At 70.3% G+C, this 17,959-nt stretch carries 17 protein-coding genes and 1 tRNA gene; 10 read left to right on the forward strand and 8 right to left on the reverse strand.

Annotation, left to right across the window (positions count from 1 at the left end; translation table 11 throughout):
- Positions 1 to 3: 3 nt before the first annotated feature.
- Genes FJM51_RS09230 through cysG form a run of 4 tightly spaced genes read right to left on the reverse strand, consistent with a single transcriptional unit; the run spans position 4 to position 4,077 of the window.
- Positions 4 to 744: a phosphoadenylyl-sulfate reductase gene (locus FJM51_RS09230; protein ID WP_140453849.1), complete on the reverse strand. Its 741-nt coding sequence runs from the start codon at positions 742 to 744 to the stop codon at positions 4 to 6.
- Positions 734 to 2,395, reverse strand: coding sequence for a nitrite/sulfite reductase (locus tag FJM51_RS09235; protein WP_140453850.1), 1,662 nt, complete (start codon positions 2,393 to 2,395; stop codon positions 734 to 736). Before FJM51_RS09235 ends, FJM51_RS09230 begins: the two co-directional genes overlap by 11 nt.
- 3 nt (positions 2,396 to 2,398) lie before the next feature.
- A complete protein-coding gene (locus FJM51_RS09240; protein WP_140453851.1) occupies positions 2,399 to 2,701 on the reverse strand; it encodes a DUF2849 domain-containing protein in 303 nt (100 codons plus the stop codon).
- Positions 2,701 to 4,077, reverse strand: coding sequence for a siroheme synthase CysG (gene cysG / locus FJM51_RS09245; protein WP_140453852.1), 1,377 nt, complete (start codon positions 4,075 to 4,077; stop codon positions 2,701 to 2,703). The genes FJM51_RS09240 and cysG overlap by 1 nt, the downstream gene beginning before the upstream one ends.
- Positions 4,078 to 4,215: 138 nt before the next feature.
- On the opposite strand from cysG, the gene FJM51_RS09250 reads away from it, so the two are divergent.
- From FJM51_RS09250 to FJM51_RS09260, 3 genes are all read left to right on the forward strand, one after another.
- Positions 4,216 to 4,683, forward strand: a complete 468-nt coding sequence (locus tag FJM51_RS09250; RefSeq protein ID WP_140453853.1) for an Lrp/AsnC family transcriptional regulator — start codon at positions 4,216 to 4,218, stop codon at positions 4,681 to 4,683.
- A 111-nt stretch (positions 4,684 to 4,794) separates the two neighbouring features.
- The gene (locus FJM51_RS09255) at positions 4,795 to 5,124 is read left to right on the forward strand and encodes a protein tyrosine phosphatase family protein (RefSeq protein ID WP_140453854.1); all 330 of its coding nucleotides are present in this window, start codon (positions 4,795 to 4,797) and stop codon (positions 5,122 to 5,124) included.
- A 122-nt stretch (positions 5,125 to 5,246) separates the two neighbouring features.
- The gene (locus tag FJM51_RS09260; protein WP_140453855.1) at positions 5,247 to 5,558 is read left to right on the forward strand and encodes a hypothetical protein; all 312 of its coding nucleotides are present in this window, start codon (positions 5,247 to 5,249) and stop codon (positions 5,556 to 5,558) included.
- Between the two features lie 10 nt (positions 5,559 to 5,568).
- On the opposite strand, the gene FJM51_RS09265 is transcribed toward FJM51_RS09260, so the two are convergent.
- Entirely contained in the window at positions 5,569 to 6,468 is a 900-nt protein-coding gene (locus FJM51_RS09265) for a nitrilase-related carbon-nitrogen hydrolase (RefSeq protein ID WP_140453856.1), read from the reverse strand.
- 198 nt (positions 6,469 to 6,666) lie between these two features.
- Between FJM51_RS09265 and FJM51_RS09270 the strand changes: the two genes are divergently transcribed.
- From FJM51_RS09270 to FJM51_RS24355, 3 genes are all read left to right on the forward strand, one after another.
- Positions 6,667 to 6,740: transfer RNA gene (locus FJM51_RS09270), tRNA-Gln, on the forward strand.
- A gap of 255 nt (positions 6,741 to 6,995) precedes the next feature.
- On the forward strand, positions 6,996 to 8,186 hold the full coding sequence (locus FJM51_RS09275; RefSeq protein WP_140453857.1) for an aminotransferase class I/II-fold pyridoxal phosphate-dependent enzyme: 1,191 nt from the start codon (positions 6,996 to 6,998) through the stop codon (positions 8,184 to 8,186).
- 144 nt (positions 8,187 to 8,330) lie between these two features.
- On the forward strand, positions 8,331 to 9,170 hold the full coding sequence (locus FJM51_RS24355) for a DUF2218 domain-containing protein (RefSeq protein WP_233713060.1): 840 nt from the start codon (positions 8,331 to 8,333) through the stop codon (positions 9,168 to 9,170).
- 27 nt (positions 9,171 to 9,197) lie between these two features.
- Here FJM51_RS24355 and FJM51_RS09285 read toward each other — a convergent pair whose 3' ends face one another.
- The 3 genes from FJM51_RS09285 to FJM51_RS09295 all read right to left on the reverse strand — a co-directional run bounded on the left by FJM51_RS09285 (position 9,198) and on the right by FJM51_RS09295 (position 12,478).
- Positions 9,198 to 10,040: a hypothetical protein gene (locus tag FJM51_RS09285; protein WP_140453859.1), complete on the reverse strand. Its 843-nt coding sequence runs from the start codon at positions 10,038 to 10,040 to the stop codon at positions 9,198 to 9,200.
- Between the two features lie 145 nt (positions 10,041 to 10,185).
- Complete coding sequence (locus FJM51_RS09290; protein WP_140453951.1) at positions 10,186 to 11,208, reverse strand: LLM class flavin-dependent oxidoreductase; 1,023 nt, start codon at positions 11,206 to 11,208, stop codon at positions 10,186 to 10,188.
- Positions 11,209 to 11,305: 97 nt separating this feature from the next.
- A complete protein-coding gene (locus FJM51_RS09295; RefSeq protein ID WP_140453860.1) occupies positions 11,306 to 12,478 on the reverse strand; it encodes a sialidase family protein in 1,173 nt (390 codons plus the stop codon).
- Between the two features lie 284 nt (positions 12,479 to 12,762).
- On the opposite strand from FJM51_RS09295, the gene FJM51_RS09300 reads away from it, so the two are divergent.
- From FJM51_RS09300 to FJM51_RS09315, 4 genes are all read left to right on the forward strand, one after another.
- Positions 12,763 to 14,274, forward strand: a complete 1,512-nt coding sequence (locus FJM51_RS09300; RefSeq protein ID WP_140453861.1) for an ABC transporter substrate-binding protein — start codon at positions 12,763 to 12,765, stop codon at positions 14,272 to 14,274.
- Positions 14,275 to 14,468: 194 nt separating this feature from the next.
- Positions 14,469 to 15,380: an ABC transporter permease gene (locus FJM51_RS09305; RefSeq protein ID WP_140453862.1), complete on the forward strand. Its 912-nt coding sequence runs from the start codon at positions 14,469 to 14,471 to the stop codon at positions 15,378 to 15,380.
- Between the two features lie 37 nt (positions 15,381 to 15,417).
- The gene (locus FJM51_RS09310) at positions 15,418 to 16,356 is read left to right on the forward strand and encodes an ABC transporter permease (RefSeq protein WP_140453863.1); all 939 of its coding nucleotides are present in this window, start codon (positions 15,418 to 15,420) and stop codon (positions 16,354 to 16,356) included.
- Positions 16,349 to 17,956, forward strand: coding sequence for a dipeptide ABC transporter ATP-binding protein (locus FJM51_RS09315; protein WP_140453864.1), 1,608 nt, complete (start codon positions 16,349 to 16,351; stop codon positions 17,954 to 17,956). The genes FJM51_RS09310 and FJM51_RS09315 overlap by 8 nt, the downstream gene beginning before the upstream one ends.
- Positions 17,957 to 17,959: the final 3 nt, after the last annotated feature.

Consider the following 17,959-nt stretch of genomic DNA (forward strand, 5'->3'; position numbering starts at 1 on the left):
TCGTCAGGAGGCGCGCAGGATCCGGCCGTCGGCGCCGAAATGGATGCCGCATTCCACCTTGTCGGTGCCCCGCCAGCGCCCGGCGCGCGGATCCTCGCCCGGGGCCACCCGGGTCGTGCAGGGGGCGCAGCCGATCGAGGGATAGCCCTGCGCGACCAGCGGATGCCGCGGCAGTTCGTTCACATCCATGTAGGTCCGCAGATCCGAGGCCGACCAGCCGGCCAGCGGATTGACCTTGAGCCGCTCGCCATCGGCCTCGAACACCTCGAGCTTCGCCCGGGTCGCGGCCTGGTAGCGCTTGCGGCCCGAGATCAGCACCGAATACGGCTCGAGCGCGCGTTCGAGCGGCAGCACCTTGCGGATGTCGCAGCAGGAATCGGTGTCGCGCTGGTGCAGCGTGCCGGCCGGATCGGCGCGGGCGAGATCCACCGGGTTCGGCCGGATGTGCTGGACGTTGCGCAGCCCGAGATGGGCGGAGAGCGTCTTCTGGTAGTCGAGCGTCTCCTGGAACAGCATCAGCGTGTCGACGAGCAGCACCGGCAGGTCGCGGTCGACCTCGGCCGCCATGTGCAGGAGCACGGCCGCCTCGGCGCCGAAGGACGAGACGAGCGCCACCTCCCCGGGAAACTCGTCGACCATCACCTGGAGCACTTCCGGACCCCAGGCGCCCTCGTAGGTGGTGCGCAGCCGCTCCACCTGCTCCGACGGACGCAGCGCCCGCGGCGTTTCGCGATCATGCAGCATCGGAACGCGCCTCCTCGGGATAGAGCGCGGCGCGGAACGGGTCCGGGCCGAGACGGCGATAGGCGGCGAGGAAGCTCTCGCCGGGCTCCAGGCGATTGTCGAGATAGGCCTCGATCAGCCGTTCGACCGCCGGGACGATCTCCTCGTAGGAGAAGCCGGGGCCGGCGCGCTCGCCGATCGCCGCGGTCTCGGTACCGTCGCCGCCGAGCGTGACCTGGTAGCTCTCGACCCCCGCCTTGTCGAGGCCGAGGATGCCGATATGGCCGACGTGGTGGTGGCCGCAGGCGTTGATGCAGCCCGAGATCTTGATCTTGAGCGGCCCGATGTCGCGCTGGCGGTCGATGTCGGCGAAGGTCTCCGAGATCTGCTGCGCGATCGGGATCGAGCGGGCGGTCGCGAGCGCGCAGTAGTCCATGCCCGGGCAGGCGATGATGTCCGAGACGAGCCCGACATTCGCCGTGGCGAGGCCAGCCTCCCTGAGCCGCGCATAGATCGCCGGCAGGTGGCGGCGCGCGACGTGCGGCAGGATCACGTTCTGCTCGTGGCTGATCCGGAGCTCGTCATGGCCGAATTCCTCGGCCAGATCTGCCATCACCCGCATCTGCTCCGCCGTCGCGTCGCCCGGCGTGCCGCCGACCGGCTTCAGCGAGATCGTGACGATGCCGTAATGGGCGAGCTTGTGGGCGCTGACATTGGTGTCGATGAAGGCGCGCAGCCCCGCGGAGAGCACCGGCGCGGCGGTGTCGGGCGCCGGCTCGAAGGCCGGCGGCGCGAAGGCCGCCTCGATCTCGGCCACGAGTTCGGGCGAGACGCGCGGCAGCAGCGCGCGGTTCGCCTCGTAGGCGGCCTCGACCTCCGCGCGCACCTTCTCGATCGTGCTCTCGTGGACGAGGATCTTGATGCGGGCCTTGTACTTGTTGTCCCGCCGGCCCTCCATGTTGTAGACCTGCAGGATCGCCTCGAGATAGCGGAGCAGCTCCGCCTTCGGCAGGAAGTCGCGGACCACCTTGCCGAGCATCGGCGTCCGGCCGAGCCCGCCGCCGATGATGACCTCGTAGCCGGGCTCGCCCGCCTCGTCGCGCACCATCCTGAGGCCGATGTCATGCGCCTTGGTCACGGCGCGGTCGTTCGGGCTGCCGGTCACGGCGATCTTGAACTTGCGCGGCAGCCAGGCGAATTCCGGATGGTCGGTCGACCACTGCCGGATCAGCTCGGCCGTCGGACGCGGATCCTCGATCTCGTCGGCGCTGGCGCCGGCGAAATGGTCCGCGGTCACGTTGCGGATGCAGTTGCCGCTCGTCTGGATCGCGTGCATCTCCACGTCGGCGAGCGCCTGGAGGATGTCGGGCACGTCCCGGAGCTTGGGCCAGTTGTACTGGATGTTCTGCCGCGTCGTGAAATGGCCGTAGCCCCGGTCCCATTTCTCGGCGATGTCGGCGAGGCGCCGCATCTTGCGGCTGTCGAGCGTGCCGTAGGGGATCGCCACGCGCAGCATGTAGGCGTGCAGCTGGAGATAGAGCCCGTTCATCAGCCGGAGCGGCTTGAACTCGTCCTCCGAGAGCGAGCCGGTCAGCCGGCGCTCCACCTGGTCGCGGAACTCCGCGACGCGCGCGTTCACGAAGTCACGGTCGAAATCGGTATAATCGTACATCGTTTACGCCTGCCGCTGGTGCTCGGGATAGTTCGAGGGGCCGCGGGTGCGGAAATCCTCACGGAAATGGGCGGGGGCCGCGTGGCCGTTCGGGTCGATCGTCACATCGGTCAGATAGACGCCGACGATCTGGTTCGGGAAGGCCTCGGCGCGGGCGAGCAGCGCCTCGGCGGCCTCCTTGTCGCGGGCGATGGCGGCCTCGGCGATGTGCCGGGACCAGCCGCCCTCGGCGGTGAAATAGACGACATCGCCTTCGAGCAGGTCGTTGCCGGTCGCCATCTGCGGCTTGAAAGCGCGCGGTGCCATCAGAGTGCTTCCCTCAGTTCGTTGCGGGTGGCGGCGCCGAGGGCCGCGCGGGGTTCCAGGCCGAGGAGGATCATCACCGGGCCGGTCGGGCGGGCCTCGGCGAGCGCCTCGGGCAGGTCGATGAGCGTCGTGGCGATCACGCGCTGGTCGGGTCGGCTCGCGTTCTCGACGCAGGTCACCGGCGTCGCCGCCGCCGCGCCGTGCATGAGCAGCCGCCCCCGGACGAAGGCCGCCGCCTTCACGCCCATGTAGACCGCCGCCGTCGCGCCCGGCCGCGCGAGATCGCGCCAGTCGTGGTCGGCGAAGCCGTTCATGTCATGCGCGGTCAGCAGGCGAAGGCTGGCGTTGCGGCCGCGCCGGGTCAGCGACTGGCCGATGGCCGCGGCCGAGGCGCTGGCCGAGGTGATGCCGGGCACGACCGCGAAGCCGATGCCCGCCTCCTCCAGCGCCGCGATCTCCTCGTCGAGCCGGCCGAAGAGCACCGCGTCGCCGCCTTTGAGCCGGGCCACCGTGGCGCCGGCGCGGGCCTCGCGCAGGATGAGCGCGTTGATGTCCTCCTGCTTCCAGGAGGGGCCATAGGCGATCTTGCCGACCTCGATCACCCGCGCCTCGCGGCGGGCGAGTTCGAGGATGGCGCCAGGCACCAGCCGGTCGTGGATCACCACGTCGGCCTCGTGCAGGATCCGCCGGGCCTTCATCGTCAGCAGTTCCGGATCGCCCGGCCCCGCGCCGATCAGATGGACGAAGCCCTTCGTCGCGGCCACGTCCTCGCCCAGCATCGTCTCGAGCGTGTCCGCGACGGCCTCGGGGCCGGCCGCGACCGCCCGCGGGCCCCGCTCGAAATAGAAGCGGGTCCAGAAGGCGCGGCGGGCGCGGGAATCGAGCGCCTCGACCCGCGCGCGGAAGGACTGGCCGATCCGGGCGAGCAGGCCGAGCGAGCTCGGCAGCATCTCCTCCACCTCGGCCTTGATCTTGCGCGCGAGCACCGGCGCCGCGCCCTCGGTGCCGATCGCGACCGTCACCGGGTCGCGGTCGACGATCGCGGGCGTGATGAAATCGGAGGAGAGATCGTCGACGATGTTGACGAGCACGCCGGCCGCGCGGCCGAGCGCGGCCACGCGCGCATCCTCCGCGGGATCGGCGTTGGCGGCGTAGACGAGCCGCGCGTCGCCGATCGCGGCGAGCGGCGCCTCGACGAGCGCGAGGCGGCCCTCCGCCGCCCAGCGGCGCACCTCCTCCGCCGGATCGGTGCCATGGACCTCGATCCGGGCCTCGGTCCGCATCAGCAGGCGCAGCTTCGCGACCGCGGTCTCGCCCGCGCCCGAAACCACGACGCGCCGACCGCGTGTGTCGAGGAAGACCGGAAAGTGCCTCATGGATTCACCTCGCTGCTCTGACCCTGCAAGATAGAACTTTTTCCCCCATTTTCTCAATGTCACGCTTCAAATAAGGAATAGATCCTGCCATTATCCATCGGACGGGAACATTTTCCCGATTTCAGGAGGCAGGGGCGAATGGCGGCCGCTTTCGACGATCTGGACCGGAATATCCTCTCGCTGCTGCAGCGCGACGCGAGCCTCTCGCTCGACGAGATCGCACGAAAGGTCGGGGCTTCCAAGACCCCGGTCTGGAACCGGATCCGCAAGCTGCGCGCCTCGGGCGTGATCCGGGCCGAGGTGGCGCTGCTCGACCCCGAGAAGATCGGGCTCGAAAGCTGCTTCTTCGTGCTGATCCGCACCGCCCAGCACGACGCGGACTGGCTCGCGCGCTTCCTGCGCGCGGTGCAGTCGCGGCCCGAGGTGACCGAGGCGCACCGGCTCGCGGGCGACATCGACTACATCCTGAAGGTTCAGGTGCCAAATGCCCGCGCCTACGACGATTTCTACCGCGCGCTGATCCGCGAGGTCAGCATCTTCAACGTCACCTCCACCCTCTCGATGGAGGTGATCAAGAGCACGACGGAACTGCCCCTGCCCGGGTGAGCGCGGCGCGCCTTCCGGCGCGGAACCGAACCGCCCCGGAGCCTGTTGAAAAGGCGGGCGCGGGGGGGTATCTCCGTGGCTTTCGCCGGGAAGGGCCAAAGCGGGGTAGCCATGTCCATCACCAAGATCACGCCCGAATACAGCGTCTCGACCCAGATCTCGGTCGAGGACGTCGCCGAGATCGCGGCGATGGGATACCGTTCGATCATGTGCAACCGGCCCGACGGGGAGAGCCCGGACCAGACGCCGGTGGCCGAGATCCGCGCCGCCGCCGAGGCGCGCGGCCTCGCCTTCGCCTTCGTGCCGGTGATCTCGGGCGGCGTCGCGCCGCAGAACGTCGCCGCCTTCGAGGAGGCGCTCGAGGAACTGCCCGCCCCGGTTCTCGCCTACTGCCGCTCGGGCACGCGCTGCCGCACGCTCTGGACGATGGCGCGGAGCTGACGGCGATCGGGCGACCTGATCGGGCGGCGCGATCGGGCGGCGGGCGGCCGCGCGCATCTGGCATCGCGCCGCCCGCGCCCTAGATGATCCGGGCGAAGCAGCAAGGATCAGGATCGGATCAGATGGGGAGGGATTCCGAGCCGCGCCTCTGCGAGGCGAATGTGCGCGCGCTCTGGGGCCGGATGGTCGGCGAGATCCTGCCCGCCGCCGCCCCCCGGTTCGGCTGGCCGCCGCTGACGCCGGCGGAATACGCCGAGGCGCTGCTCGACCAGGTCAGGCAGTCTCCCTGCGAGCCCGGACGCCCCCCCTGCGCGATCGACCTCGTGCTGGCGATCGAACTCGCGGACCGCGCGCTCCGGGGCCAGGTCTGCATGAAGGGCCTCGCGCGGCGCTCGCGGGAGATGCGCGAACGCGCCGGGCGCGGCCGGGGCTGATCGCCCGGAGTCAGGACGTGACGACCCGGGCGGCGCCGAGGCGCACGGTCTCGACCGGGCCGAAGCTCTCGCTCAGCGCGGCCCGGAGATCCGGATCGGCGCTGGCGCGGCGATTGCGCGCGGCGCGCAGCGGCTCCGGATCGAAATCGCCGTAGACCCAGCCTTCGGCGTTCATCTTGCCGGCGGCGAGCACGCCGTCCTGCGGCATCTCCTCCTCGGGCGGCGTCAGGATGGCGGCGGCGCCGACATGATGGGGCATGCCGCCGAGCCAGTCCGAATCCCCGACCCGCGCCGCGAGCACCGCCACGCTCTGCGTCTCGACCGCGCGGGCGGCCGCGGCGATCCGGACGCGCCAGTAGCCGAGCACCGAATTCGCCCCCGCCGGAACGAGCAGGATCTCCGCCCCGGCCGCGGCCATGTCGCGGGCGAGCGCGGGGATCATCGCGTCGCGCCCCGGCAGGATGCCGATCTTGCCGAGCGCGGTGTCGAAGACGCGCCCGCCCCGCCCCGGCGCCAGCCCCGCCGCGCGCTCCGCCGGCGAGAGCGACTGCCGGTCCTGGAATGCCATCGTCCCGTCGGGGGCGAAGAAGCGGGTCCGGCTCGCCAGCGCCTCGCTCTCGTGAATCGGCGCCGAGCCGGCGGCGATATGGACCGAGAATTCCCGCGCGAGGGATTCGTGCAGCTCGTCGACATCCTTCGCCCGCGCGGCCACCGCCTCCGCCGCCCGGCGCGGATCCCCGGCGTTGCTCTCGCGCGCGAGGCTCGCGAGTTCCATCGCCGCGCATTCGGGAAAGACCAGCAGATCCGCGCCGTTCTCGGCCGCGGCGCGCACCCAGACGCGGATCTTGCCGACATATTCGTTCCAGCGGTTGAGCCAGTCGATCGGATAGGCGGCGGCGGCGATCTTCATCTGCGTGCTCCCCAGGGAGTGTCCGGAGCGCGACCATAGCGCGTTCGCGCCGCCCGTCGACCCCCGCGCCCCACCCCCGCCCGCGCCCTCCGCCCGCGCCCTCCGCGGGCCGGGCGAAAAAGCCGCGCGCGGGCGCGATTTTTTCTCTCCGGCGCGCTTGATCTTTCCGGCGGGGGCGCATATTACGGCGCCGGTCGATGGGGAATAGGTTAACGGTAGACCAGCGGACTCTGACTCCGTTAGTCCTGGTTCGAATCCAGGTTCCCCAGCCAACCTCCCGTTTTCGCTGACTTCGCGCTTCCGACGCCCCTGGCGGGCGGGTCGCGCGCGGTCGTTTTCGGCGTATCCATTCCTTCCGGCGCGTCCGAAGACCGTCCGAACGGACGGCGATCTCCCTCCTCCCACGACCACGCGCCCGGCTTCCCCGGCGGATCGGGCGTCGCGACAGGTCCGGCGCGCGAAGGGCACTTCCGGGGTATACTGGCGGCGGCCGCAGCCTTCCCCATTCATCCTCCAGGGAGGAACCGATGTCCGTCGCCGCCGCCCGCGCGCATGCCGCCGCCCGATCGTTCAGCAGGGTCGAGAACTTCTTCCTGTCCCACCGCGCCCAGATGGCGGAGAGGCCGGCGGTGGCCGATTTCACCTTCGGCGATCCGCGCGACATGGCCCTGCCCGGCCTCGTCGCCGCGCTCAGGGCCCGCGCCGAGCCCCGGAGCGTGGACTGGTTCGCCTACAAGGCCAACGAGCCGGAAGCCTGCGCCTTCCTCGCCGACGTGCTCGCGGCGGAACTGGAACTGCCCTACGAGCCCGAGGACATCGCCCTCACCCGGGGCGCCTTCGGGGCGATCAGGCTCGCCTTCACCCTGCTGCTCGAACCGGGCGACGAATGCGTCTCGCCGCTTCCGGGCTGGTTCTGCTACGGCGCGATGCTGGCCGCCGTCGGGGCGACGGAGGTGCCGGCGCCGCTCGCCCCGCCGCGTTTCGACCTCGATCCCGAGGCGATCGCGGCGGCCATCACGCCGCGCACGCGCATCGTGATCGTCAACACGCCGCACAACCCGACAGGCCGGATCTATTCGCGCGCGGATCTAAGCGCGCTCGCGGCGCTTCTGGAGGCGAAATCCGCCGAGATCGGCCGCCGGATCTGGATCCTCTCCGACGAACCCTACCGCCGCGTCCGCTTCGACGGGGCCGGATTCACCTCCCCCGCGGCGGTCTATCCGCATACGCTGGTCGACTATTCCTACGGCAAGATCCTGCTCGCGCCGGGCCTGAGGCTCGGCTATCTCGCGATCTCGCCCCTGCTGCCCGCGGCCGAGCGCGAGGAACTGCGCCGGATCCGGTTCGCGGCGCAGATGGCCGATGGCTGGAACGTGCCGGACGCGCCGCTGATCTACGCGCTGCCGGATCTGGAGCCCCTCGGCATCGACATCGCCGCGCTCGCCCGGCGGCGGGAGCGCATGCTCGACGCGCTGGCGGGCTGGGGCTACGCGATGACCCGGCCGGAGGGAACCTTCTATCTCTGGGGCCGCGCCCCCGGCGGCGACGCCGCCGCCTTCGCCGGGCGCCTGCGGGAGCATGGGGTCCATGTGATGCCGGGGACGCTCTTCGACCGGCCGGAGGATTTCCGCCTCTGCCTGACCGCGACCGACGCGATGGTCGAGGCCGCGCTGCCCGCCTTCCGCGAGGCCGCGCGGGCGGAGGCGGAGCACGGCTGAGCCCTCCGCCCGGCCCGACCCGATCCCGCGCCGCCGGCGCGGGCGAGGCCCGATTCACGATCTATCTCAATTCATGATATATCTTGATTTCCGATATATCTTGATTTTCGACATATCTGTTTCTATGTTACCGGCATGAAACACATGGACGACGATCCGCCGCGCCACCGCGGCGAGGGAGCGGAGGGGCGGCGCGGGCGCCGGCCCTTCGACTACGGCGCGCTCCGGGGCATCGTGCTCGGCATGATCGCCGAGGAGCCCCGGCACGGCTACGAACTGATGCGGGCGATCGAGGAGCGGATGGGCGGCGGCTACAGCCCGAGCCCGGGGGTGATCTATCCGACCCTCTCCTGGCTCGAGGACATGGGCTATGCCGAGCCGGTCCGGGAGGCCGGCCGCAAACGCTATGCGATCACGCCGGAGGGCACGGCCTTCCTCGCCGCGAGCAAGCCGGTTCCGCCCGCCTTCCGCGACGCGGCCGGCGGGCATGGCGACCGCCGCCCCCCGGCGCCGGAGGTGCGCGAGGCGATGGGGGATCTCAAGCACGCGCTGCGCCGCCGCTTCGCCGCCGGCGTCCCCGACCCCGAGACGATCGAAACCGTCGCCGCCGCCATCCGGGCCGCGGCGCGCAACGTGGAGAACACGATGACCGACGCGACCACCCGGACGGTCCCCGAAACCGCCGAACCCGCCGGGGCGGCCATCCGCGAGCTCGCCGAGGTGAGGACCGCGCATGCCGCGCGCTACCTCGGCCAGCTCTGCAAGCATTTCGCCCACAAGATCCCGGCGGTGGATTATGCCGAGACCTCCGGGACGATCCCCTTCGCCGCCGGCACCGCCCGGCTCGCCGCCGGGCCGGAGGCGCTCAGGATCGAGCTCGAGGCCGCGCCGGCGGAGATGGAGCGGCTGCGGGACGTCGTGGTCCGCCACCTCGTCCGCTTCGCCTTCCGCGAGGAACTGGCCTTCGACTGGCGTCCCGCCTGACCCGCGCCGGCGCCGACATCGGGGAGCCTATTTCCGGGCGGCGAGCGACTGCTCCATGTCGAAGATCGTGGCGGCGAGCAGGCTGTCGTCGACCCGGATCAGCCCCTCGCTGCCCCGCCGGATGTCGACCACCATGTACATGATCATGATCAGGAAGGAGGCGAAGGCGAAGGTGCGCCAGGTCAGCGCGTGGCCGAGGATGCCGGTCCGGTTGCCGAGCAGCAGGACCGCGATGACGGAACCGACCAGCAGCACGATCTGGGTGAAGGCCGCGATCGGCACCGAGACCGTCGCCATCCGGTAGAGATGCGCGTCGAGCGCCTCGTTCATCGCCCCGGCGACGAAGGCCTGGATCGGCGCCGGCGTCGGATCGGCGGTCGCCGCGAGCGTGAGCGGCCAGAGCCGGGCCTGCGCGGCGAGCGTCCTCTCGAGGAAGGCATGCGCCTCCGCGGCGTTGCGGATCGCGTGGTCCCGCGGCAGCATCCGGGTCCGCGCGTAATCGAGCAGCGCGCCCTGAAGCTCGGTCCGGCCCGGCTCGGCGAGATAGTCGGCGCGCAGGAAGGCGGTGCCGAGCGCCGCCGCCTCGTTCGTGATCGCATCCTTGGTCGCCTGCGCGACCGAGAGGGAATTGCCGAAGGCGAAGGCGAGCAGCAGGCCGAGCAGGGCGAGGAAGGTGTTCATCGTCGCGTCGCCGAGGATCTTCTCGACCGCCTCGGCCTCGTCCCGCAGCCTCCGGCGCTGGAAGCGCCCGAGCCAGAAGCCGAGGATCGCGGCGAGCGGCAGCGCGACGACGAGGATCGCCGCGACTTCCTCGAGGTTCAGGGGCGAGAGGGTGATCTGGCTGTAGAGATCGGCGGAGGTCGTCGGCATGTTCGCGGGGCTCGATATGTCCAAGGGGTCGCGGCCGGGGGGAGAAAGGGGGCCGGCGGCCGCTCATCCTATACCTCGCCGCGACGGCTTGCCGAGGAAATCCTCGCCCCGGCCGGAGGCGCGGAGGGACCGCCGCCGGGCCGGCTCAGCGCCAGCCGAGCCCGGGGGCGACATGGGTCAGGATCGCCTCCAGCACATGGGCGTTGTAATCGACGCCGAGCTGGTTCGGCACGGTGAGGAGCAGCGTGTCGGCCTCGGCGACCGCCTCGTCCCGCGCCAGCTCCTCGATCAGCCGGTCGGGCTCGGCGGCGTAGGAGCGCCCGAAGACCGCGCGCGTATCCGCGTCGATATAGCCGATCGAATCCCCGCCCTCGCCCGAGCCGCCGAAATACGCCCGGTCCTGATCGGTGACGAGCGCGAAGATGCTCCGGCTGACCGAGACCCTCGGCTCTCCGGCATGGCCCGCCTCCTTCCAGGCGGCGCGATAGGCGCGGATCTGGCGCGCCTGCTGGACGCTGAGCGGCTCGCCCGATTCGTCGAACTTCAGCGTCGAGCTCTGCAGGTTCATCCCGAGCTTCGCGGCCCAGACGGCGGTGGCATCGGTCGCGGCCCCCCACCAGATCCGCTCGCGCAGCCCCTCCGAATGCGGCTCCAGCCGCAGGAGGCCGGGCGGGTTCGGGAACATCGGCCGCGGATTGGGCTCGGCGAACCCCTCGCCCGCGAGCAGGGCGAGGAAGATCTCGGCGTGGCGGCGGGCCATGTCCGCGTCGCTCTCGCCCTCGGAGGGCAGATGGCCGAAATGCCGCCAGCCGTCGATCACCTGTTCCGGCGAGCCCCGGCTCAGCCCGAGCTGCAGCCGTCCGCCGGCGATCAGATCGGCGGCGCCGGCGTCCTCGGCCATGTGGAACGGGTTCTCGTAGCGCATGTCGATCACGGCGGTGCCGATCTCGATCCGGCTGGTGCGCGCGCCGATCGCGGCGAGCAGCGGAAAGGGCGAGGCGAGCTGGCGGGCGAAGTGATGCACCCGGACATAGGCGCCATCGAGCCCCAGCTCCTCCGCCGCGACCGCGAGCTCGATCGACTGGAGGAGCGCGTCGCGGGCCGAGCGCGTGCCCGATCCCCGCGCCGGCGACCAGTGCCCGAAGGACAGGAACCCGATCTTCTTCATCTCCGCCTCCACCGGCCGCGCCATTCCGCGCGCTCCACCCTAGGCGCGCGCGGGCGCGGTGCAAGCGGATCGGAAGGCCGGGGACGCGGAAGCGGCGTCAGATCGCGTCGATCCAGCTCCGGTCGAGCACGACATGCTTGATCGCGCGGCGGTGGAAGGTGAAGGCGAGGTGCAGCGCGCCGTCGGGCGCCTCGACCATCGCGGGATAGGAGAGCTCCTGGTTCTTCCCGTCGAGCGCGTTGTTCGAGAGGCAGGTGCCCGGACCGTCCTCCACCACGCGCCGGCGCGGGAAGCTGCGCCCGCCATCCTCCGAGAGGCAGAGCGTCAGCGGCGCGCGCGGCACGCCCCAGATCGCCGGGACGCCGCCCGCGGGATCGGCCCGCCCGTCGTCGCCCTCGCCGAGCTCGTCATAGAGCGACTCGCGCCGCGCATCCGACTGCGCCGCGTTGACCGGGTTGCAGAGGAGCGCCACCCGGCCGTCGGCGAGCGCCACGGCGACGATGGAGGAATTGTTGTTGGGCACGTCGGTCGCCTCGGGCACCGACCAGGAGCGGCCGCCGTCCGCGCTCTCGCTGCGATAGACGAAATCCGCCTGCCGCCGGCGGAAGAAGGCGGCGATCCGCCCCTGGCCGAGCGGGACCAGCGTCATGTGCACGCAGCCGGTCGAGCCCGGCACCTCGACGAGATCCCAGCTCGCGCCCCGGTCCGTGCTCGTCGCCACCGCCGCGACGTCGTGACTTCCGGTCCAGCGCGCGCCGGGGCTCGTCCGGCAGAGGAAGAGCGGCAGCATCCAGGCGCCGTCGTCGCGCGGGGTGAGCGCGGCGCGCACGAAGCTCCCCTTCGGCAGGTCGAGCGTGCGCGACTTCCCCGAGCGCGCGGCGCCCTGCCCGATCTCGAGCGGGCGGAAGCGGACCACGCATTCCTCCTGCCGTCCGCCCGGCTGGGCGGTGTGGAAGAGGCCCGGCGCGCCGGTCTCGGGATCGGTGAAGATCACCGGGTTCTGTTCGGACCGGTCGGGATCGTCGGAGACGCGGCTCGCCGCGCTCCAGGCATCCGCGCCGGGGGCGAGCGTGGCGAGATGGATGAAGATGTCCGAGCGCCCCTCGAGCGTGCCGCCGAACCAGGCGCAGGCGAGCGCGCCGTCGGGCAGCCACGTCAGGAAGGCGGCGTGGTTGTGCGCCACGGGCGAGGCGAGGAAGGCTTCCGCCCGCCCCGGCCCGGCCGCCTCGATTCGTCCGGTCATCCGCGCCGCGATGTCCTCAGGCGTCATCCGAGCCTCCCCCCTTGCATGGTTTGGCGCCCGGAATGAACAACTTTGCAACGCCTGTCAAGTTGGAAATATCGGCTCTCCATATCTCAAAATCTCCATTTCCCGTGCATATTCAGCGATTTGGCATCGACCCATTCCCGACGCTGCCTGACCCGCCTGGAAGAATATTTATCATGTTGACAGGATTCGCGGCGACTGTCACCCTGAGGGCGTTCGGGAGTACCGGCGCCCGTGCCGATCGTTGGCCGAGGCGTGACCGCGGTTACCTACCGGGAGGAAAAAGAATGAAGCGAACAACCTTGCTGCTGTCCTCGGCGCTGGCGCTGGCGCTGCCGCCGCTGGCGCCGGCCTTCGCGCAGGAGGGCAAGGACGTCACCATCGTGCTCGGCGAGGACATCGACCTGATGGAGCCCTGCATGGCGACCCGGTCGAACATCGGCCGGATCATCATGGAGAACGTCAGCGAGACGCTGACCGAATACGACGTGAAGAGCGGCAAGGGCGTCCTGCCGCGCCTCGCGGAATCCTGGGAGGACATGGGCGGCGGCACCTGGCGCTTCCACCTGCGCGAGAGCGTGACCTTCTCCGACGGCTCCGCCTTCGACGCGGCCGACGTGAAGGCCTCCTACGAGCGGGCGAGCAGCGACAAGCTGACCTGCGAGACGCCGCGCTACTTCGGCGACACCAAGCTCACCTTCGACGTCGTCGACGAGCACACGATCGACATCACCGCGGATCCGGCGCAGCCGATCCTGCCGCTGCTCATGTCGCTCGTCACCATCGTGCCGTCGGAGACCCCGGTCGAATTCGTCCGCGAGCCGGTCGGCACCGGCCCCTACAAGCTCGCCTCCTGGAGCCCGGGCCAGAGCGTCGTGCTCGAGCGGCGCGACGACTACTGGGGGGAGCAGCCCGCGGTCGAGAAGGCGACCTATGTCTTCCGCACCGATCCCGCCGTCGCGGCCGCGATGGTCGCGCAGGGCGAGGCCGATCTCGCGCCGTCGATCTCCGCGGTGGACGCGACCGATTCCGAGACCGACGTCTCCTACCTCAATTCCGAGACGACCTACCTGCGCCTCGACAGCGCCATCCCGCCGATCAGCGACAAGCGCGTGCGCGAGGCGCTCAACATGTCGATCGACCGCGACGCCTTCGTCGGCACGCTGCTGCCCGAGGGCACGGTTCCGGCCGTCGCCATGGTGCCGCCGACGACGCTCGGCTGGAACCCGGACGTGAAGGAATACCCCTACGACCCGGAGAAGGCGAAGGAACTGCTCGCCGCGGCCAAGGCCGACGGCGTGCCGGTCGACACGACCCTCTACCTGATCGGCCGCTCCAACCTCTTCCCCGGCGTGACCGAGGTCTCCGAGGCGCTGCAGCAGATGATGCAGGACGTGGGCTTCAACGTCGAACTGCAGATGGTCGAGGTCGCCCAGCAGGAGGAGCTCTACTCGAAGCCCTTCAAGGAAGGCCGGCCGCCGCAGATGCTCTTCGTCAGCCATGACAACAGCAAGGGCGACCCGGTCTTCTCGATGTTCTTCAAGTACGACTCGAACGGCCGCCAGTCGGGCATCGCCGATCCCAAGGTCGACGAGATGATCGCCAAGGCCTCCGCCGCCACCGGCGAGGAGCGCACGAAGGACTGGCAGGAGCTCTTCGCCTATCTCCACGACGAGGTGGTGCCGGACGTCCTGCTCTTCCACATGGTGAGCTTCGCCCGCGTCGGCGACCGGATCGAGTTCACGCCGACGATCGCGACCAACTCGATGCTGCCGCTCTCGGAAATCTCGTTCAAGTGAGACCCGCGGGCGCGTGAGCGCACACGCGCGCGCGCCCGCCCCGGGCGAGCGGATGAGCGGGCGCGCTCATCCGCCGACCGACCCGTTCCGCCGCCCCGCCGATCAAGCCGATCAAGAAGAACCGCCGCGCCAGCGCGCCGGCGACAGGGATCCGCCCCGGGCGCGCCGCCGTCCGGCTCCAGATGGAGGACGCCATGCCCCGATACGCCTCCCGCATCATCTCGAGCTTCGCCTCGCTCGTGCTCCTGCTCGTGATGGTCTTCTTCCTCTCGCGCCTCACCGGCGACCCGGCCGCGCTCTTCCTGCCGGACGACGCCACGCCGCAGATGATCGAGCAGTTCCGCGAACTGCACGGGCTGAACGATCCGATGATCGTCCAGTTCGGCCGCTACGTCTGGGACGTGCTGCATCTGAACTTCGGCGACAGCCTCCGCCAGGCGCGCCCGGCGATCGAGGTCGTGACCCAGGCCTTCGTCTGGACGCTCTGGCTCGCGCTCATCACCATGGCGCTCGTGACGGCGGCGGCGGTCGTGATCGGCTCCCTCGCCGCCTTCCGCCCCGGCGGGATCTTCGACCGGATCGTCACCTTCACCTCGCTGATCGGCGCCTCGGCCCCCGATTTCTGGGTGGCGATCGTCGGCATCACCGTCTTCGCCATCGGCCTCGGCTGGCTGCCGACGAGCGGAACCGGCACGGTCTGGCACTGGATCCTGCCGATCGCGGTGCTCTTCATCCGGCCCTTCGGCCTGATCCTCCAGGTCGTGCGCGGCTCGATGGTCTCGGCCTTCGGCTCCGCCTACGTGAAGACCGCGCGGGCGAAGGGCGTGCGCGACCGCTCGATCATCTTCGTCCATACGCTGAGGAACGCGATGCTGCCGGTCATCACCGTCGTCGGCGACCAGGCGGCGGCGCTCCTGAACGGCGCGGTCGTGGTCGAGACGATCTTCGGCTTCCCCGGCGTCGGCAAGCTGATGATCGACTCGATCCTCAACCGCGACTTCAACGTGATCCTCGCCGCGATCATGGTCACCGCCATCGCGATCTTCGTGATGAACCTGCTGATCGACCTCGCCTACGCGCTGCTCGATCCGCGCATCCGGACCTGAGCCGATGGCCGTCTCGTCCCCCCTGAAGGCGCAGCACATGTCCACCCTCACCTCCTCCGGGCCCGCCGAGCCGAGCCGCCTCCGCGTCGTCCTCGGCATGCTCTGGCGCGACAAGTTCGCCACCGCCGCCGTGATCTTCCTCCTGATCGCGATCCTCTGCGCGATCCTCGGCCCGGCGCTGCTGACCGAGGCGGCGACGAGGCAGAACCTGCGCGCCCGCAACTTCGCCCCCTTCTCGCTCGACCAGGGCTGGCTCATGATCCTCGGCGGCGACGCGCTCGGCCGCCCGCTGCTCGCGCGCATCATCGTCGCGGCGCGCAACACGCTGATGATCGCCGCCGGCGCGGTCGCGCTCTCGGCCTCGATCGGCGCGATGCTCGGCCTCGCCGCCGGCTACGGGCCGCGCTGGCTCGGCACGGTGATCATGCGCCTCGCCGACGTGATCATGTCCTTCCCCTCGCTCCTGCTCGCGGTGATCGTGCTCTACATGCTCTCGCCCTCGGTCGGGAACGTGATCCTCGTGCTCGCCGTCACCCGGATCCCGGTCTACCTCAGGACCACCCGCGCCGAGGTGCTGGAGATCAAGGAGCGCATGTTCGTCCAGGCGGCGCAGGTGATGGGCGCCTCCTCGCTCCGGATCGTGTTCCGCCACATCCTGCCGATGGTGATCCCGACGCTGGTGACGATCGCGACGCTCGACTTCGCCTTCGTGATGCTCGCGGAAAGCGCGCTCTCCTTCCTCGGCATCGGCATCCAGCCGCCCGAGATCACCTGGGGCCTGATGGTCGCGCAGGGCAAGCAGTACCTCGCCAACGCCTGGTGGCTCGCCTTCTGGCCCGGCCTCGCGATCATCCTGACCACGCTCTCGCTCAACCTGCTGTCGAACTGGCTCCGGATCGCCCTCGATCCCGCCCAGCGCTGGCGGCTGGAGATCACGCCTGCGAACAAGATTGGGGGAGGCAAGGCCAATGGCTGACCATCTGCTCGAGGTGCGGAACCTGTCGGTGCGCTTCCACACCGCGCAGGGCATCGTCAACGCGGTCAACAACGTGAGCTGGCATGTCGACCGGGGCGAGACCCTCGCCATCCTCGGCGAGTCGGGCTCGGGCAAGTCGGTCTCCTCGTCGGCGATCCTGAACCTGATCGACATGCCCCCGGGCGAGATCACCTCCGGCGAGATCCTGTTCGACGGGCTGAACCTGCTGACAGCGACGCACGAGGAACGCCGGCGGATCAACGGCAAGCGGATCGCGATGATCTTCCAGGATCCGCTCAGCCACCTGAACCCGGTCTATACCGTCGGCTGGCAGCTGCGCGAGGTGATGCGCGTCCACGCCGTTCCCGCGGCCGAGGCGGCGGCGCGCGCGCTCGACCTGATGCGCCGCGTCGGCATGCCGGAGCCGGAGGCCTCGCTCGACAAGTACCCGCACCAGTTCTCGGGCGGCCAGCGGCAGCGCATCATGATCGCGATGGCGCTGGCGATGAAACCCGACATCATCATCGCCGACGAGCCGACCACCGCGCTCGACGTGACGGTGCAGGCGGAGGTGCTGAAACTCCTGCGCGAGCTTCAGGACGAGATGGGCCTCGGCCTCGTGCTCATCACCCATGATCTCGGCGTCGTCGCCGAGGTGGCCGACCGCGTGGTGGTGATGAACGCGGGCGAGATCGTCGAGGCCGGCACGCCGGCCGAGATCTACCACCATGCGAAGCATCCCTATACCCGCAAGCTGATCGCCGCGGCCCCCGGCAAGGGCGAGATGAACGCGCCGATGGCCGAGGGCGAGGCGCTGCTCAGGGTGGAGCGCGCCTGCAAGTCCTACGGGCCGTTCAAGGCGCTCAACGACGTCTCCTTCGAGCTTCGCAAGGGCGAGGTGCTCGCCGTGGTGGGCGAGTCGGGCTCGGGCAAGTCGACGGTCGCCAAGGCGATCCTGCGGCTGATCGAGGCGGATTCGGGCCGCGCGCTCTGGAAGGGGCGCGACCTCTTCACCATGCCGTCGCGCGAACTCTACGCGATGCGCCGCGAGATCCAGATGGTGTTCCAGGATCCGACCCAGTCGCTCAATCCCCGGATGTCGATCTTCCAGATCATCTCCGAGGCCTGGGTGATCCATCCCGAGATCCTGCCGAAGGCGCGCTGGAAGGAGCGGGTCGCGGAACTGCTGACCCAGGTCGGCCTCTCGCCCGACCATGCGCGGCGCTATCCGCACCAGTTCTCGGGCGGGCAGCGGCAGCGCATCGCCATCGCCCGCGCGCTGGCCCTCGAACCCGAGCTCATCATCGCCGACGAGGCGGTCTCCGCGCTCGACGTCTCGATCCAGGCCCAGGTGATCGAGCTCCTCGCGAAGCTCAAGCGCGAGCTCGGCATCGCCTTCATCTTCATCGCCCACGACCTGCCGGTGGTGCGCGACTTCGCCGACCACGTGATGGTCATGGAGAAGGGCCGCGTCGTCGAGATCGGCACCGTGCGCGAGATCTTCGACACCCCCGCCCAGCCCTATACCCGCCGCCTGCTCGCCGCCGGTCTCGACCCCGATCCCGAGGTCCAGAAGGCCCGCCGCCGCGCGGTCGCCTAAGGA

Source organism: Amaricoccus solimangrovi (assembly GCF_006385685.1).
GTDB classification, from domain to species: domain Bacteria; phylum Pseudomonadota; class Alphaproteobacteria; order Rhodobacterales; family Rhodobacteraceae; genus Amaricoccus; species Amaricoccus solimangrovi.

Excerpts from the sequence above, each read along its gene's own strand:
- FJM51_RS09290 (WP_140453951.1), bottom strand. The coding sequence starts at position 11,208 with ATGAAGAAGATCGGGTTCCTGTCCTTCGGGCACTGGTCGCCGGCGCGG.
- FJM51_RS09300 (WP_140453861.1), top strand. The coding sequence starts at position 12,763 with ATGAAGCGAACAACCTTGCTGCTGTCCTCGGCGCTGGCGCTGGCGCTG.
- FJM51_RS09310 (WP_140453863.1), top strand. The coding sequence starts at position 15,418 with ATGTCCACCCTCACCTCCTCCGGGCCCGCCGAGCCGAGCCGCCTCCGC.
- FJM51_RS09260 (WP_140453855.1), top strand. The coding sequence starts at position 5,247 with ATGGGGAGGGATTCCGAGCCGCGCCTCTGCGAGGCGAATGTGCGCGCG.
- FJM51_RS09275 (WP_140453857.1), top strand. The coding sequence starts at position 6,996 with ATGTCCGTCGCCGCCGCCCGCGCGCATGCCGCCGCCCGATCGTTCAGC.
- FJM51_RS09235 (WP_140453850.1), bottom strand. The coding sequence starts at position 2,395 with ATGTACGATTATACCGATTTCGACCGTGACTTCGTGAACGCGCGCGTC.
- FJM51_RS09250 (WP_140453853.1), top strand. The coding sequence starts at position 4,216 with ATGGCGGCCGCTTTCGACGATCTGGACCGGAATATCCTCTCGCTGCTG.
- FJM51_RS24355 (WP_233713060.1), top strand. The coding sequence starts at position 8,331 with ATGGACGACGATCCGCCGCGCCACCGCGGCGAGGGAGCGGAGGGGCGG.
- FJM51_RS09285 (WP_140453859.1), bottom strand. The coding sequence starts at position 10,040 with ATGCCGACGACCTCCGCCGATCTCTACAGCCAGATCACCCTCTCGCCC.
- FJM51_RS09255 (WP_140453854.1), top strand. The coding sequence starts at position 4,795 with ATGTCCATCACCAAGATCACGCCCGAATACAGCGTCTCGACCCAGATC.
- FJM51_RS09230 (WP_140453849.1), bottom strand. The coding sequence starts at position 744 with ATGCTGCATGATCGCGAAACGCCGCGGGCGCTGCGTCCGTCGGAGCAG.
- cysG (WP_140453852.1), bottom strand. The coding sequence starts at position 4,077 with ATGAGGCACTTTCCGGTCTTCCTCGACACACGCGGTCGGCGCGTCGTG.
- FJM51_RS09295 (WP_140453860.1), bottom strand. The coding sequence starts at position 12,478 with ATGACGCCTGAGGACATCGCGGCGCGGATGACCGGACGAATCGAGGCG.
- FJM51_RS09240 (WP_140453851.1), bottom strand. The coding sequence starts at position 2,701 with ATGGCACCGCGCGCTTTCAAGCCGCAGATGGCGACCGGCAACGACCTG.
- FJM51_RS09315 (WP_140453864.1), top strand. The coding sequence starts at position 16,349 with ATGGCTGACCATCTGCTCGAGGTGCGGAACCTGTCGGTGCGCTTCCAC.
- FJM51_RS09305 (WP_140453862.1), top strand. The coding sequence starts at position 14,469 with ATGCCCCGATACGCCTCCCGCATCATCTCGAGCTTCGCCTCGCTCGTG.
- FJM51_RS09265 (WP_140453856.1), bottom strand. The coding sequence starts at position 6,468 with ATGAAGATCGCCGCCGCCGCCTATCCGATCGACTGGCTCAACCGCTGG.